Consider the following 16555-nt stretch of genomic DNA (forward strand, 5'->3'; position numbering starts at 1 on the left):
ATGGGTGTTTTGTAGATTATCCGTTTCATTGAGCGAATCGATTCAGATAACGGTATGAGTAAAGATGTGTAACTTGAGACGGATTTATTTTAGTCAGTGAAAAAAATATTTTATGTGATGAAGATCCGTAATTTAGCTTTGTTTAAAACATAATGAACCGCTCACTAAATTATGAGTCTGGTCAATGACAGTAAAATTGCAAAATCAGGTAAATCTTTGCAAAAGGGGTTTTTGCTCTGATATTGTTTACATCTCGTTTAATTACTAAGGAGTAAAGGGCAGTAGCCCACCGTATGGACCGTCACCGACGTCTTTTCATTTTCAGGTCTGAATCTTCAGCCTTTCACACTGGCGTAGCACGCCACGTAAATACCTTAGCTCAACTTTCTGCATCCGCTTTATGCGGGTTGCTATTGAGTCATTCCCAAAGCAGGAGCTTGTCATGGAACTCTTAATGGATCCCCAAATATGGGTGGGTTTACTGACGCTTATTGTTCTGGAAATCGTGCTGGGTATTGATAACCTGGTCTTTATTGCGATTCTTGCGGACAAACTTCCACCAAAACAGAGAGATAAAGCAAGACTTATCGGTTTATCACTGGCTTTAGTGATGAGACTGGGCTTGTTGTCGTTAATCTCATGGATGGTGACGCTCACCCAACCGCTGTTTAGCGTCGCTAATCTGACGTTCTCCGGTCGCGATCTCATCATGTTATTCGGTGGCTTATTCTTGCTGTTTAAAGCCACAACCGAGCTGCATGAACGCCTGGAAAATCGCCAGCATGACGATGGACATGGGAAAGGTTATGCCAGTTTCTGGGTCGTGGTGCTGCAGATTGTGGTGCTCGATGCGGTGTTCTCCCTCGATGCGGTGATTACCGCGGTAGGTATGGTAAATCACCTGCCAGTGATGATGGCAGCGGTCGTGATTGCGATGGGTGTGATGCTGATGGCATCAAAACCGTTAACGAATTTTGTTAACCAACATCCAACGGTCGTGGTGCTGTGTCTGAGCTTCTTGTTAATGATCGGTCTGAGTTTGGTTGCTGAAGGTTTTGGTTTCCATATTCCTAAGGGCTATTTGTACGCGGCAATTGGTTTCTCAATCATCATTGAGTTCTTTAATCAAATTGCGCGTCGCAACTTTATTCGTCATCAGTCAAATGTACCGCTACGTGCCCGAACAGCTGACGCGATTTTGCGCCTGATGAATGGCAAGCGCCAACAGCGCGCGGCAAATGAAGACAATAAAACGATAACGCCAATTGAAGCGGAATCTTTCGCTGAAGAAGAGCGTTACATGATTAACGGTGTTTTGACGCTGGCTTCCCGTTCGTTGCGCAGCATTATGACGCCTCGCGGTGAAATCTCCTGGGTTGATGCGGATAAATCGACCGCTGAAATTCGCGAGCAACTGCTGGAATCGCCGCACAGTCTGTTCCCGATTTGTCGCGGGGAGTTGGATGAAATCATCGGTATCGTGCGTGCGAAAGAGTTGCTGGTGGCACTTGAAAACGGTGGTGATGTGGCAGCAATCGCTGCGCAGTATCCTGCGATTGTGGTGCCAGAAACCCTTGATCCGATAAACTTACTGGGTGTATTACGTCGTGCTCGCGGTAGCTTCGTTATCGTGAACAACGAGTTTGGTGTGGTTCAAGGGCTGGTCACACCGCTGGATGTGTTAGAAGCCATTGCGGGTGAATTCCCGGATGCGGACGAAACCCCAGAAATTGTGCGTGATGGTGATGGTTGGTTGGTGAAAGGTTCCACGGACCTGCATGCGATTCAGCAACATCTGGATATCAACACGCTGGTCAATGACGGTGAAGATATTGCCTCGATTGCCGGTTTGGTTATCTCGGTGAATGGCCAGATCCCGAAGGCAGGCGATGTGATTGAACTGGCTCCGCTTCGCATCCAGATTGTCGAAGCGAACGATTACCGCGTGGACTTAGTCCGAGTGGTGAAAGAACGCTCCGAACATGAAGACGAAGAAGAGTAATCAGCGCAGCGGAACGACTGAAACTGGGTGACCTCTACGGCGCGGGGGGCGTGTGTTCCCCCTTAGCCAGCGAGGAAACTCGCTTAGTGGCATCGGTCGCGCGTATAGATAACCCTGCAATACATTCACGCCGTGGCTGCGCAGATACTCTGCCTGCTGCGGCGTTTCAACGCCCTCAGCCACCAGGTCGATTTCCAGTCGCTGTGCCAGTGCGATAATAATATCAGTCACCGTCGAGTTCACCGCATCTGTCCCGATAGCCGCAGTAAACGACTTATCAATTTTTAGTACATTTGGATTAAGTGTTTCCAGATAGGCTAATGAACTCTGCCCAGTGCCAAAATCATCTATCGCCAAATCCACTCCCATACGATGCAAGTCGCGCACCACGCGGTGGTCGACATCCGGCAGCGCATCTCGCTCTGTTAACTCCAGCGTCAATTTCTGAAGCGGATGAGCAGGGAACCATGAGCTGCGTAAATCGGTAATGATCTCACCTTCATGGAAATGGCTGGCAGCCACATTGAGTCCGATATGGAAATGACAAGATTTTGGAAATATATCAAGGTGGCGAACCGTTTCATCCAGCACATAGCGAGTCAATGGGGCAATCAGGTTTTGCTGTTCAGCCAGGGGAATAAACACGTCGGGAGAAATCCAGCCCTGACGCGGATTATTCCATCGCAATAGCAACTCCACCCCCACACATTGAAGATTTCGGGCACTCACCAGCGGCTGGCAGAATACCTCGAATTCACGCGAGGCTATTCCAACATTAATTTCCCACGAAAAACTCATGCGATTGGCAGTCGCAAGCCAGGCGATATAACCGATCAACATACTGAGAATCAACGCCAGTGGCAGTTGAGTGGGCAAATTACTTAATGCCAGTGCTCCGGGAGACGGTCCGATAGTCGTGACGGAAAAGGCAAATCTATTGGAAGCCATTTCATGGCTGACTTGCCCATCCTCAATCGTAATTCTCTGCAACAGGCCTTCACCATATTCCAGATGCGAATCTGCAACGTTGAGTACAGCGCGTGACACCCATGGGCGTTCAGGCTCAAGAATTAATCCGGTCAGCAATTCAATATTAATGATTTGCATGACCCCATCATTGCTGCTGTTCGCCAAAGGTACCCAGGACAACAAAATCGGAGTTCCTTTCAATAACGAACGGTCTATCGAGAGAAACAGCAAGGGAAGCGCTGACGGTAATCGTGGTTGCAGCAAATTAATAGGAACATTGCGGCTGCCAAAAACACTTGAGCAATAAAGAATACCGTCCTTAATTAGCCCGATTGTGCGCACGGTTTGCAAGCGTGCCGCATGTTCACGCATTTTGAGTTGAGCGTTCTCACAAGGCAGTCCAACAAGAGGAATAAGCGCATTATTGACCTCCTCAAGCGGGGTCAGAATATTTTCAAGCGTGCTGATTATGCGTTGATTGAAGGTCAGAAAATGCTGTTCATTCACTTTTCGCTCTGCGACAAAGCGTGCGCTAAGGGTCAACACGAGCGCCAGAACAGCTAACCCGATACACACAATTAAGCGCCTGCGGCGATAGCCTCGTAATATACGTTGAGCTGTCTGCATCCGTGATCACCTTGTGTAGAACCACGACCGAAATCGGCACGCAGAACACTCAAAGTGTAGTGGGGGTTTGGAAACACGATCGTAAAATCATACTTTTAGATGACCGCTAAGTGGTTCGTTCGCACAAGCGTCGCAAGCACGGTATCTGTCATTTTTCTGGTCGCAGAAATAAGAATGACCCGTGGTAGGTTGGCCCCCGAATTCGAGGGCCAGGGGGGAGTTAGTCACACTGCACTTTAATTGCCAGGCCGCCACGGGACGTCTCGCGGTACTTCGCATTCATGTCTTTGCCCGTTTCGTACATCGTTTCAATCACTTTATCGAGAGAAACGCGCGGCTCACTGGTGCGACGCATTGCCATACGCGTGGCGTTGATTGCTTTCACGGAAGCAATGGCGTTACGTTCGATACACGGCACTTGAACTTGACCCGCAACGGGGTCGCAAGTCAGACCGAGGTTGTGTTCCATACCAATTTCAGCCGCAACACAGACTTGCTCAGGGCTGGCGCCCAGGATCTCAGCCAGGCCAGCCGCTGCCATTGAGCAGGCCACACCCACTTCACCCTGACAACCCACTTCAGCACCAGAGATAGAGGCGTTCATCTTATACAGCGCACCAATGGCACCTGAAGCGAGGAAGTAGCGGATGTAAGTATCAGGGCTGACTGATTCGATAAAGTGGTCATAGTACGCCAACACCGCCGGTACGATACCGCAGGCTCCGTTAGTCGGTGCGGTAACAACACGTCCACCCGCAGCGTTTTCTTCGTTAACCGCCAGCGCAAACATGTTCACCCAATCGACAACGTTCATTGGGTCATTGGAGAGCTTATCGCTGGATACCAGCATGCGGCGCAACGCGGAAGCACGACGAGGAACGCGCAACGGGCCAGGTAAAACACCTTCAGTGTTTACACCACGGTCGATACAGGCACGCATCGTTTGCCAGACATTGGCGAAATACTCTTCAATCTCTTTACGGCTGTGCAGCGCCAGTTCGTTTTGCATAATGACGCCAGACAACGACATGCCGGTATCTTTGCAGTGCTGCAGCATTTCTTGCGCAGAATTGAACGAGTAAGGCACTACCACTTCGTTAGCCGCGTCTTTGCCGAAATTCTCTTCATCGACGATAAAACCACCACCGATGGAATAGTAGGTTTTGCTGTAGATTGCTTTTTCGCCGCTGAACGCGTGGATAGACATACCGTTTTCATGCAGCGACAGGTTGTCGTTGCGGAAACACATGCCGGACTCTTTTGGGAAATCGACTTCGTGACGGCCCTGCGCCAGCCACAAACGTTCACGCGCTTCTACATCGCGGATGAATGCGGGAATGGAGTCAATATCAACAGTGGCAGGTTCGTTACCTGCAAGACCCATAATGATAGCGATATCAGTATGGTGGCCTTTACCTGTCAGAGAAAGAGAACCGTAGACATCGACAGCGATGCGTGTCGTGTCTTCAAGTAATCCTTTTTCGACCAGATCATCGACAAACAACTTACCGGCCTTCATCGGACCGACGGTATGGGAACTGGATGGCCCAATGCCGACTTTGAACATGTCGAATATGCTAATCACACTAAAACTCCTTTCAGGACACCGGCTAAATAAAATTTGCTGCTGTGAAATCGCAGCTGACTAGTTTAAAAATTTATTGCTCACCGTAGTAAACTATTCACATGAATTAAACTAATGCTTAACCTTAGCTTGCCTAATCTTAACCAAAAGCGACAAAGTCACGACCAGATACTTCTCTAAATATAGCGTTATTTGCAGAATTAAAGAGTGATCAATCTTCCACGCCTATCTGTAAAGCCAACTCGCGGATAATTCCGGCAGTCATGCCCCAGACAAAGTAGTGCTGATACCATGAAAGCCAGACGCGATGAGCGTTACCGCGACGATGAATATCCAAAGGATGATAGCGGCCCAGGGTGAGTGCTTCCATCAAGGGCATTTCAAAAACGGCTGCCACTTCATCTTCGCAGGCCCGGTAAGGTAAATCGGGAGGAATAATGCCAACAACCGGCGTAACCTGAAAACCCGTGACGCTGTCCACGGGGGGCAGAGTGCCGATAACATCAACGCAGTCTGGCGATATAGCCACTTCTTCCCAGGCTTCGCGCAGTGCTGCGGCAATGAGCGACTCATCAGTGTCGTCTACCGCACCGCCAGGAAAGGCAACTTGACCGGCATGCTTGCGCAGCAGGGCTGAACGTTGGGTCAACAGCAGCCCTGGTTGCGGGCGGCGCACAATAGGGATCAACACCGCAGCCTGGCGCTTATTCCCGCTCATGCGTGTCGCTGGGGGCTGCATTAGTTGAAAACGCGATAAAAAATCACTCATGCTCAATGACGAACCGGACATACCATCACTTCTCTAGTTGCGGAAGAATACGGTTAACTTTATCAAAAGTTTCCTGATACTCCGCAGATTCAACACTATCAGCCACAATTCCGCCACCTGCCGAGCAGTAAAGTTTGCCTCCTTCGGCGGTCAGCGTCCTGATGGTAATACTGGTGTCCATCTTCCCGCAGAAGCTCAAATAGCCAATGCTCCCGCACCAGACATTACGTCGCTGCGGCTCAAGCTCTTCAATGATTTCCATGGCGCGCACTTTGGGTGCTCCCGTTATCGACCCTCCAGGGAAACAGGCGCGCAGTAAATCTGTTGCTTTGAGATGCGACGGCAATTGCGCGGTTATCGTGCTCACCAGATGATGGACGGCGGGAAAAGGTTCGACCACGAACAGCTCCGGGACTTTTACGCTGCCTGGCACAGCCACTCGGCCAATGTCATTACGCAGCAAATCCACAATCATCAAATTTTCAGCGCGATCTTTCGGTGAATTTGCCAGTTTTTCAGCCTGTTGAGCATCGGTCTGTGGATCTTCAAGGCGTGGCAACGTCCCTTTTATCGGGCGGGTCTGAATATGGTCACCTTCAAGTAAAATAAACCGCTCAGGAGAAAGGCTTAAAATGACGCTGTCAGGCAAACGAATAAAGGCACTAAACGGCGCGCGGTTAGCCGCATTCAACTGTTCAAAGGCTTGCCATTCATCGCCTTCGTAGCTGGCATGAAAGCGCTGCGCAAGGTTCACCTGGTAGCAATCGCCACTTTTGAGATATTCCTGTACCTGACGGAATTTAAGTCCATACTGCTCGCGGGTCATACTGGACTGCCACGCGCTTGTCAGGCGGAAGGGTTGATAAGGGCTTTCTGGTGTCAGCGTGTCGAGATACTGTTGGCGAGCCTCTATATCCCCCCAACACAGCAATGTCAGAGACTGTTTCAGGTGATCGGCAATCAGTGCCCAATCATAAATCCCAATCGCCATATCGGGTGTTGTAAGATCGCATTGCGCCTGCTCAGGTAATTTTTCGAAATGGCGACCCAGGTCATAACCAAATAAGCCCAGAGCTCCGCCTAAGAAAGGGAGGTCAGGGTGTGTTGCCGGTTGATAACCAAAGCTGTCCAGGGTTTGCTGTAACCACTGCAACGGATCGCCGTGATGCTTCGAGCTGTTGCCTTCGACGCAGATTGTCGTTTCAGGGCCGCGCGTCACTACTGTTGCCCGAGGCTCGGCCACCAGAATATCAAAGCGATTATGGGGATGATCGGCGAAGCCGGAATGCAAGAGCATGGCCCACGGTTGTTGTGCTAACGCTTTGAAAGTGTGTTGGACAGCATCGGGATTCCACGGCAAAGTTCGAAAAGTTAGAGTCTGCAACGTCATAAACCACAACTAAGAAAGAGACAAATCATCCTGCCAAACCAGGGAACCCTCTGGAAACCCTGAAAGCAGCGTGAAATAATTAACCCAGGCAATGTAACAGGAGTCGAAAATGTTTGCAGGATTACCCTCATTATCCCATGAGCAGCAACAGAAAGCTGTAGAGCGTATTCAGGAACTGATGGCCCAGGGCATGAGCAGTGGCGAAGCGATTACGCTCGTCGCCGCAGAAATTCGAGCCAACCATACCGGCGAGATGGTTGCAGTCCGCTTTGAGGATGACGATGTCGGCAATGCGGAAAGTGACGATGAAGACGCGAATGGCGACACTGAAGAACGCTATGTCGATCGTTACGAAGAAGACGAAGAGTAAAAATGCGGGCCGGAGCCCGCATTCTGTCACACTGCCGCGATAATCTTAATTTCTACTTTATAACGCGGGTTCATCAATTTTGCCTGCACGGTACAACGTACCGGCGCATGACCCGCAACAACCCATTCATCCCAGGCTTTATTCATCGCTGCAAAGTCGGCACTTTCAGGCAAAAAAATGGTTGCGTCGAGGATCTTACTCTTACCGCTGCCTTGTTCCTGAAGCACAGTGTCGATTTGCGCAAGTGTGTTAGCGGTTTGCTCGTAAGCATCTGCATCAAGGTTTTCTGGCACACCGGTGTAATACAACGTGTTGTTATGAATAACCGCATCAGACCAACGTGCTTCCGGTTTTATACGCACAATACTCATCACTGTTTCCTTATCAGCTGGTTCATATTGCGCGACAGCCTGCCACAAACCGCAGACGGCTTCCACTGGCTTAACCTCTCTCAGGCTGACATAATCACTGTCAATAAACCCAGGGGGTAATGTGATAGACGATTTTGCAGCAGACGGCCAACTCGCCACGGCGATAGCGGGTTTTAAACCGCGTGAACCACAACGCCAGATGGCTCAAGCCGTCACCCATGCGATCGCTTCCGGGCGTGAACTGGTGGTGGAGGCGGGAACAGGAACCGGTAAAACCTATGCGTATCTGGCTCCAGCTCTGCGTTCAGGCAAAAAAGTCATTATCTCTACGGGATCAAAAGCGTTACAGGATCAGCTCTTCTCTCGCGATTTACCAACGGTTGCTCGCGCGCTGGATTTTAAAGGGCGACTGGCACTCCTGAAAGGGCGTTCGAACTATTTATGCATCGAGCGTTTAGAACAACAGGCGCTGGCGGGCGGCGATCTGCAAGTCCAGACGCTAAGCGATATCGTTAAGTTACGCGGTTGGGCGATTGAAACCGTGGATGGTGATATCAGCACATGCGCGAGTGTGGCCGAAGATTCAACCGTCTGGCCGATGGTCACCAGCACTAACGATAACTGTCTGGGGCAGGATTGCCCGCTTTACAAAGACTGTTTCGTGGTGAAAGCGCGTAAAAAAGCGATGGACTCTGACGTGGTCGTCGTCAACCATCACCTTTTTTTGGCGGATATGGTGGTTAAAGAGGGCGGTTTCGGCGAATTGATTCCTGAAGCTGAAGTCATGATATTCGATGAAGCCCACCAAATTCCCGACATTGCCAGCCAATACTTTGGGCAGTCTGTCTCCAGCCGCCAGCTTCTGGATATTGCGAAAGACATCTCCATTGCCTACCGCACGGAAGTACGCGATGCGCAGCAATTACAAAAGAGTGCCGACCGACTGGCGCAAAGTACCCAGGATTTTCGCCTGCAAATGGGTGACCCTGGATACCGTGGAAACTTGCGTGAATTACTGGCGGAACCGTCGGTGCAACGTGCGCTACTGCTGCTCGATGACGCGCTCGAATTATGTTACGACGTGGCAAAGCTCTCACTTGGGCGCTCTGCATTACTCGATGCCGCTTTTGAACGCACAGTGATTTTGCGCGGACGCATTAAGCGCCTGAAAGAGGTCGATACTCCGGGTTACAGCTACTGGTATGAATGTAATGCGCGTAACTTCACGCTGGCGCTGACACCGCTTTCCGTCGCAGATAAATTCCAGGAAGTGATAAGCCAGAAAGCGGGAACCTGGATTTTTACCTCAGCTACGCTTTCGGTAAACGACCAGCTCAGCCACTTTACCGAGCGCCTCGGCATTGCCGGCGCAGAAACCTTGTTACTCGCCAGCCCGTTTGATTACGCCACTCAGGCACTGTTGTGCGTGCCGCGCGGCTTGCCAACACCGAATCAACCGGCTGCGGGCAAGCATCTGGCAAAAATGCTCAAGCCGCTTATCGAAGCCAACAATGGCCGGTGCTTTATGCTTTGTACTTCTCACTCGATGATGCGCGATTTAGCTGAACAATTTCGCGCCACAATGACGTTACCGGTGTTGTTGCAGGGGGAAACCAGTAAAGGTCAACTGTTGCAGCAGTTTGTGGATGCGGGTAACGCCCTGTTGGTCGCCACAAGCAGTTTTTGGGAAGGTGTGGATGTGCGTGGTGACGCGCTCTCGCTGGTCATTATCGACAAGCTGCCGTTCACCTCCCCAGACGATCCTCTGCTAAAAGCACGTATGGAAGATTGCCGCCTGCGTGGTGGGGATCCTTTCGAGGACGTGCAACTCCCGGATGCGGTTATTACCTTAAAACAAGGCGTTGGGCGTTTAATCCGTGATGTTGATGATCGGGGGGTGTTGGTGATTTGCGATAATCGTCTGGTGATGCGTCCGTACGGTGCCGTATTCCTTAATAGTCTGCCTCCTACACCGCGTACGCGGGATATTAATCGGGCAGTTGACTTCCTTAACCACCGCTCGGCGCAGTAATTTGTGCCATGCTATGGTATGATGCGCGCCGATTTTTGACCTTTATTTCCTGCCAGAGGTTGGCAATACCATGCGAATTTTAGCCATCGATACCGCGACAGAAGCATGTTCGGTTGCCCTGTATAATGAAGGGGCGATCCGTGCCCATTTCGAACTCTGCCCACGCGAACATACCCAACGCATTTTACCGCTGGTACGCGACATATTGAATGAGGGAGACGTTGGTCTGACCGCATTGAATGCGCTTGCTTACGGCCGTGGCCCAGGTAGTTTTACCGGTGTGCGTATCGGTATTGGCATCGCGCAAGGGTTGGCTCTGGGTGCTGAATTGCCGATGATTGGCATTTCGACGCTGGCCACTATGGCGCAAGGTGCCTGGCGTTTGACAAAAGCGACCCGCGTGCTGGCTGCTATCGATGCGCGAATGGGCGAAGTCTATTGGGCTGAATATCAGCGTGACGAACACGGCGTATGGCACGGCGAAGAAACTGAAGCCGTGCTGAAACCTGAAGCTGTTACCGAACGTTTGAAGCAACTTCAGGGGGAATGGGCGACAGTAGGTACTGGCTGGCAGGCCTGGCCGGATATGGCGCAGGGCAGTGAAGTGATCATCCGTGATGGTGAAGTCACTCTTCCTGCCGCAGAAGATATGTTACCTCTGGCGATTCAGGCATTAAATGATGGTTGTACGGTGGCGGTAGAACATGCCGAACCGGTTTATCTGCGTAACGAAGTGACATGGAAGAAGCTTCCAGGCAGAGAATAGTTTCCAACGTTTTCGTGCAGCGAAACTGCGTTAAGGAGAAAGGATATGGCTGGTTTGAATGTCAGAATTGTCACCCGATTATTTGCAGTTGCTGCCGTAGTGATGCTTAGCGGTTGTGTCACCATCCCCGATGCGATTAAAGGCACCAGTGCCACGCCTCAACAAGATTTAGCACGCGTGATGAACGCGCCGCAGCTCTACGTTGGGCAAGAAGCGCGCTTTGGTGGGCGAGTGGTGAACATCGATAACAAACAAGGCAAAACACGGCTGGAAATTGCCACGGTTAGCCTCGATGACGGCGCACGCCCGCAATTGGGTGAGCCTTCAAGAGGGCGTATTTACGCTGACGTAAATGGCTTCCTCGATCCCGTAGACTTCCGTGGACAATTAGTCACCGTAGTTGGCCCAATCACCGGCGTGGTTGAAGGCAAAGTAGGCGAAACTGCCTATCGATATATGGTGATGCAGGTCAATGGCTATAAACGCTGGCGTGTCACGCAGCAAGTGGTCATGCCACCACAACCTATCGACCCGTGGTTCTGGGGCGGGCCGTATCCTTATCGTGGGCGTTATGGCTACGGCGGGATGTGGGGCGGCGGTGGATGGTATAATCCAGGCCCTGCACAGGTGCAGACTATCGTAACTGAGTAATTGTTTGTTTTATCGGACTAACCAGACAGCGGCATGTCCGCTGTCTCTTTATTTAAACAATCGAATAAAAATAATTAGTGATGTGCTTCGCAACCTTAAATCAGTCTAATTAATAAACTGGTACGCTGAGTTAATATTATGTTAACGACGTGTTTCTATATTGGGGTTGTGATGACGACGAATAATAAATTCAGAGGTGGATCCTTGAAGAAGGTTTGGCTTAACCGCTACCCAGCCGATGTTGCGGCTGAGATAAATCCTGACCGTTATCAGTCCCTGGTTGATATGTTTGAGCAAGCAACGGCACGTTATGCCGATCAGCCTGCATTCGTGAATATGGGCGAAGTGATGACGTTCCGTAAGCTGGAAGAGCGAAGCCGTGCTTTTGCTGCATATTTACAGCAGGGTCTTGGCTTGCAGAAGGGCGATCGTGTTGCGCTAATGATGCCGAATCTGTTGCAGTACCCCGTTGCGTTGTTTGGTATTTTGCGTGCGGGTATGGTGGTGGTAAACGTCAACCCATTGTACACCCCGCGTGAGCTTGAACATCAACTCAACGACAGCGGTGCAAGCGCCATAGTGATTGTCTCTAACTTTGCGCACACCCTGGAAAAGGTTGTCGAAAAGACCCAGGTAAAACACGTTATTTTGACCCGTATGGGCGATCAGCTTTCCGCGGCAAAAGGCACGCTGGTCAACTTCGTTGTTAAGTACGTCAAACGTTTAGTGCCTAAGTACCATCTGCCTGATGCTATTTCGTTCCGCAGTGCGCTGCAACAGGGTTATCGCCTCCAGTACATTAAACCTGAAATTGTGAGTGCTGACCTCGCGTTCCTGCAATATACCGGTGGCACGACGGGAGTTGCCAAAGGGGCGATGCTGACACACCGCAACATGTTAGCGAACCTTGAGCAAGTCAGAGCAGCATATAGCCCATTATTGTTTGAACGCAAAGAGCTGGTGGTGACGGCGTTACCGCTTTATCACATTTTTGCTCTGACGATGAACTGCCTGCTGTTTATTGAAATTGGTGGGCAAAACCTGCTGATAACCAACCCACGTGATATTCCGGGGCTGGTGAAAGAACTGGCGAAGTATCCGTTTACCGCCATGACTGGCGTTAACACGCTGTTCAATGCGCTACTTAACAACAAAGATTTCCAGCAACTTGATTTCTCAAGCCTGCATCTTTCTGCTGGTGGCGGAATGCCGGTACAACAAGTGGTTGCTGAACGTTGGGAAAAATTGACCGGGCGTTTCTTACTCGAAGGCTACGGCCTGACCGAGTGTGCGCCATTAGTCAGCGCCAATCCTCACGATATGGATTACCACAGTGGGAGTATCGGCTTGCCGGTGCCATCAACCGAAGTGAAGCTGATTGATGACGAAGGTGAAGAAGTGCCTCCTGGTGAGCCGGGCGAACTGTGCGTGAAAGGGCCGCAGGTGATGCTGGGTTACTGGCAGCGTCCGGATGCGACGGATGAAATTTTACAAGACGGTTGGCTGCGAACCGGAGATGTTGCGGTCATGGACGAAGAGGGCTTTATGCGCATCGTCGACCGTAAGAAAGATATGATTCTGGTTTCGGGTTTTAACGTCTATCCGAACGAAATCGAAGACGTCGTCATGCAGCATAGCGGTGTGCTTGAAGTCGCGGCAGTCGGTGTCCCAAGTGGCGCATCCGGTGAAGCAGTAAAAATCTTCGTTGTGAAAAAAGATCCCTCTTTAACCGAAGAGGCATTGGTTGTTTTTTGTCGCCGCCACCTCACAGGTTACAAAGTACCGAAGCTAGTTGAGTTCCGCGAAGAGCTGCCAAAATCAAACGTTGGCAAAATTTTACGACGAGAACTACGTGACGAATCGGTCAGTAAAGGCAACAATAAAGCCTGAGCTCCGAGTCAGTCGCCCTAACGCCGGTTCTGCCGGCGTTTTTTATGGGCGCAAACCTAAGAGAACTGAATTTGACTTACCAAATGATTATTACCGATGAAGCCCTTGGCTCTGTGTGCGAAGCGGCTCGTCACTTTCCCGCTATTGCGCTGGATACCGAATTTGTTCGTACCCGCACTTACTATCCGCAACTGGGTTTGATCCAGTTGTACGACGGTGAGACGGCTTCGCTTATCGACCCGTTAACCATCACTGACTGGTCACCGTTTAAAGCGTTGCTACAAGACAAGGCGGTGATTAAATTTCTACACGCAGGTAGCGAAGATCTGGAAGTATTCCTCAATGCGTTTGGCATGCTGCCGGACCCGTTTATTGATACGCAGATTCTGGCGGCGTTTAGTGGACGCCCGCTCTCTTGTGGTTTTGCCACTATCGTTGAGTCCTTCACGGGTATTGCGCTGGATAAAAGTGAATCTCGTACCGACTGGCTTGCGCGCCCGTTGACTGAGCGTCAGTGTGATTATGCTGCCGCAGATGTGCTGTATTTGCTGCCTATTGCGCATAAGTTGATGGAAGAGACACAAGCCGCAGGTTGGATGGAGGCGGCGCTGGATGAATGTAACCTGATGGCGGCACGTCGTCAGGATGTGCTGGATCCCGAAGAAGCCTGGCGTGAAATCGGCAACGCGTGGCAGTTAAGAACTCGCCAGCTGGCTTGTCTGAAGAAACTGGCTTCATGGCGTCTGCGCAAAGCGCGCGAACGCGATATGGCCGTCAATTTCGTGGTTCGCGAAGAACATCTCTGGCAAGTTGCGCGTTACATGCCGGGGTCGTTGGGTGAGCTGGAACATCTGGGTCTGAGCGGTAGCGAAATCCGATTCCACGGTAAAGCGCTGTTGGCGATGGTTGAAGAAGCTCAGGCGCTATCTGAAGATGAATTACCAGAACCATTAAGCAATCTGGTCGATATGCCGGGATATCGCCGTGTATTTAAAGCGATTAAGGCGTTAGTACAGCAAGTGAGTGAGACTTGTGGTTTAAGCGCTGAATTGCTTGCATCACGTCGACAAATTAACCAGTTGTTGAACTGGCACTGGCAATTAAAATCGCAAACGATGCACCCGGAATTAATCAGTGGATGGCGTGGACAAGTAATGGGCGAAGCGTTAAAAACATTGCTGGCAGATTATTAATATACGAAGCGTTATTAAGAATAATCTGAATTAATATCGAGTTGTCATAACAAAAAAATAAACCCCAGGATTATTCCAGGGGTTTATTTCGAGAAAATCAATTACGCAGATTTGGTTGTTGCTTCCTGTGTCTCTGGCAACGTCACGTTAAGTTCCAGAACAGAAATATCGTCATCTTTTTGATCGAGAACGACGGTTAACATCTCTGGATCGATTTTTACGTATTTGCAGATCACTTCCAGAATATCGCGTTTTAGCTGCGGTAAATAATGCGGTTCACTATCACCACGGCGGCGTTCTGCAACGATAATTTGCAGGCGTTCTTTTGCAATGTTGGCGGTGTTCTTTTTCCGTGAGAGAAAAAAGTCTAATAATGCCATAACTTATCCTCCGAACAGGCGTTTGAGGAAGCCTTTCTTCTCTTCTTCAATGAAGCGGAAAGGGCGATCTTCGCCAAGCAGGCGTTCAACAGTATCTGCGTAAGCTTTACCAGCGTCAGCTTCCTGGTCAAGAATGACCGGCTCACCCTGGTTTGACGCGCGCAGAACAGATTGATCTTCCGGGATAACCCCAACTAATGGAATGCGTAGGATTTCCAGCACATCTTCCATGCTGAGCATATCCCCGCGTGTCACACGGCCTGGATTGTAGCGAGTTAACAGCAGATGTTCTTTAATCGGCGCCTCACCGTTTTCTGCACGGCGAGATTTAGACGAAAGAATACCCAGAATGCGGTCAGAGTCACGTACGGACGAAACTTCCGGGTTGGTGGTGATAATCGCTTCATCGGCGAAATAGAGCGCCATTAATGCGCCAGTTTCGATACCCGCTGGGGAATCACAAACGATAAATTCGAAGTCCATATTTTTCAGGTCTTCAAGCACTTTCGCCACGCCTTCACGTGTGAGGGCGTCTTTATCGCGAGTCTGTGATGCCGGGAGAATATAGAGCTGCTCGGTGCGCTTATCTCTGATTAACGCCTGATTAAGTGTGGCATCGCCTTGAATAACGTTGACGAAATCGTAAACCACACGACGCTCGCAGCCCATAATCAAATCCAGGTTACGCAGGCCAATATCAAAATCGATTACGACGGTTTTTCTTCCCTTCTGGGCCAAACCCGTAGCGATGGCCGCGCTGGACGTGGTCTTACCGACGCCCCCTTTACCCGATGTAACAACAATAATGCGTGCCATAAAGGAATTCCTTGTTAAAAGGGCTTAATTCAAAGGTTGAACGGAGAGAGCACCACTGGCCAAACTCAAGCGTGCCGCTTTCCCATAATAATCAGCTGGTATTTGTTCACTCAGCCAGTATTCACCCGCTATTGAGACCAGCTCAGCAGCAAGATTTGTACAGAATATTTGTGCTTCACGATCGCCGCTGGCACCCGCCAGGGCACGGCCACGCATCATGCCGTAAACATGAATATTACCATCAGCTATAAGTTCTGCACCGGCACTGACGTGATTGGTGATAATCAAATCACAGTTTGGTGCATAAATACGCTGTCCGGAGCGAACCGGGGTATCAATCAAACGCGTTTTTGTGACCGAGTTAACAATTGGCTCGACAGGGGCTGGAACCTCAGCGGGCACGGCTTTAGCACGTGAATTTTTTTCTTTCCCTTCGGTCAGCAATGGCAAGCCGGCACGCTCAATTTCTTTTTTCAGCGCTTCGTCTTTACAGCCACTAATACCGACAACCCGCAATCCGGAAGAAACGACAGCTTGCTGGACATTTTTCCAGTTAACTGAACCATCCAGACTGGCAACATTCACCACCACAGGTGCATTTTTCAGAAAGGCGGGAGCCTGGGATACTTTTTCCTGAAGGGCCTGGAGAATCACCTCGGGTTGCGCATCATGTAAATGAAGCACTGATAAGGTAAAACTGCTGCCTTTTAACTCGATTGGCGTGTTTGACATCCTGGCCTTACT

The 16555-nt window shown here is 50.3% G+C and carries 14 protein-coding genes and 1 pseudogene; 7 read left to right on the forward strand and 8 right to left on the reverse strand.

Annotation, left to right across the window (positions count from 1 at the left end; all coding sequences use genetic code 11):
- The first annotated feature begins 442 nt into the window (after positions 1 to 442).
- Entirely contained in the window at positions 443 to 2002 is a 1560-nt protein-coding gene (yoaE, locus tag OH773_RS09095; RefSeq protein ID WP_270145003.1) for a CNNM family cation transport protein YoaE, read from the forward strand.
- Here the strand turns inward: yoaE and OH773_RS09100 are convergent, their stop codons facing one another.
- The 4 genes from OH773_RS09100 to pabB all read right to left on the reverse strand — a co-directional run bounded on the left by OH773_RS09100 (position 2003) and on the right by pabB (position 7342).
- Positions 2003 to 3598 carry an EAL domain-containing protein gene (locus OH773_RS09100; protein WP_270145006.1) on the reverse strand — a complete coding sequence of 532 codons (1596 nt, stop codon included), beginning with the start codon at positions 3596 to 3598 and terminating at the stop codon, positions 2003 to 2005.
- Positions 3599 to 3818: 220 nt separating this feature from the next.
- Complete coding sequence (sdaA, locus tag OH773_RS09105; protein WP_270145009.1) at positions 3819 to 5183, reverse strand: L-serine ammonia-lyase; 1365 nt, start codon at positions 5181 to 5183, stop codon at positions 3819 to 3821.
- Positions 5184 to 5394: 211 nt separating this feature from the next.
- Entirely contained in the window at positions 5395 to 5973 is a 579-nt protein-coding gene (locus OH773_RS09110) for a CoA pyrophosphatase (RefSeq protein WP_270145011.1), read from the reverse strand.
- Positions 5974 to 5977: 4 nt separating this feature from the next.
- Positions 5978 to 7342 carry an aminodeoxychorismate synthase component 1 gene (gene pabB / locus OH773_RS09115; protein ID WP_442865662.1) on the reverse strand — a complete coding sequence of 455 codons (1365 nt, stop codon included), beginning with the start codon at positions 7340 to 7342 and terminating at the stop codon, positions 5978 to 5980.
- 109 nt (positions 7343 to 7451) lie between these two features.
- Between pabB and OH773_RS09120 the strand changes: the two are divergent.
- Positions 7452 to 7625, forward strand: a pseudogene (locus OH773_RS09120) (YoaH family protein); the annotation flags it as partial.
- 113 nt (positions 7626 to 7738) lie between these two features.
- On the opposite strand, the gene OH773_RS09125 reads toward OH773_RS09120, so the two are convergent.
- Complete coding sequence (locus tag OH773_RS09125; RefSeq protein WP_270145015.1) at positions 7739 to 8083, reverse strand: RidA family protein; 345 nt, start codon at positions 8081 to 8083, stop codon at positions 7739 to 7741.
- A 121-nt stretch (positions 8084 to 8204) separates the two neighbouring features.
- On the opposite strand from OH773_RS09125, the gene OH773_RS09130 reads away from it, so the two are divergent.
- The 5 genes from OH773_RS09130 (at position 8205) to rnd (ending at position 14615) form a co-directional block, all read left to right on the forward strand.
- Positions 8205 to 10115: an ATP-dependent DNA helicase gene (locus OH773_RS09130; protein ID WP_270145017.1), complete on the forward strand. Its 1911-nt coding sequence runs from the start codon at positions 8205 to 8207 to the stop codon at positions 10113 to 10115.
- A gap of 70 nt (positions 10116 to 10185) precedes the next feature.
- Entirely contained in the window at positions 10186 to 10881 is a 696-nt protein-coding gene (tsaB, locus tag OH773_RS09135) for a tRNA (adenosine(37)-N6)-threonylcarbamoyltransferase complex dimerization subunit type 1 TsaB (RefSeq protein WP_270145019.1), read from the forward strand.
- Between the two features lie 45 nt (positions 10882 to 10926).
- Positions 10927 to 11532: a Slp family lipoprotein gene (locus tag OH773_RS09140; RefSeq protein WP_270145020.1), complete on the forward strand. Its 606-nt coding sequence runs from the start codon at positions 10927 to 10929 to the stop codon at positions 11530 to 11532.
- Between the two features lie 204 nt (positions 11533 to 11736).
- Positions 11737 to 13422, forward strand: a complete 1686-nt coding sequence (fadD, locus tag OH773_RS09145) for a long-chain-fatty-acid--CoA ligase FadD (protein ID WP_270145022.1) — start codon at positions 11737 to 11739, stop codon at positions 13420 to 13422.
- A 71-nt stretch (positions 13423 to 13493) separates the two neighbouring features.
- Positions 13494 to 14615, forward strand: coding sequence for a ribonuclease D (gene rnd / locus OH773_RS09150; RefSeq protein WP_270145780.1), 1122 nt, complete (start codon positions 13494 to 13496; stop codon positions 14613 to 14615).
- Between the two features lie 101 nt (positions 14616 to 14716).
- Here rnd and minE read toward each other — a convergent pair whose 3' ends face one another.
- Genes minE through minC form a run of 3 tightly spaced genes read right to left on the reverse strand, consistent with a single transcriptional unit; the run spans position 14717 to position 16543 of the window.
- Positions 14717 to 14995, reverse strand: a complete 279-nt coding sequence (gene minE, locus OH773_RS09155; protein ID WP_034455225.1) for a cell division topological specificity factor MinE — start codon at positions 14993 to 14995, stop codon at positions 14717 to 14719.
- Positions 14996 to 14998: 3 nt separating this feature from the next.
- Entirely contained in the window at positions 14999 to 15811 is an 813-nt protein-coding gene (minD, locus tag OH773_RS09160; protein WP_270145026.1) for a septum site-determining protein MinD, read from the reverse strand.
- A 24-nt stretch (positions 15812 to 15835) separates the two neighbouring features.
- A complete protein-coding gene (gene minC / locus OH773_RS09165) occupies positions 15836 to 16543 on the reverse strand; it encodes a septum site-determining protein MinC (protein ID WP_270145028.1) in 708 nt (235 codons plus the stop codon).
- Positions 16544 to 16555: the final 12 nt, after the last annotated feature.

The organism is Buttiauxella sp. WJP83, from assembly GCF_027594725.1.
Lineage (GTDB): Bacteria > Pseudomonadota > Gammaproteobacteria > Enterobacterales > Enterobacteriaceae > Buttiauxella > Buttiauxella selenatireducens.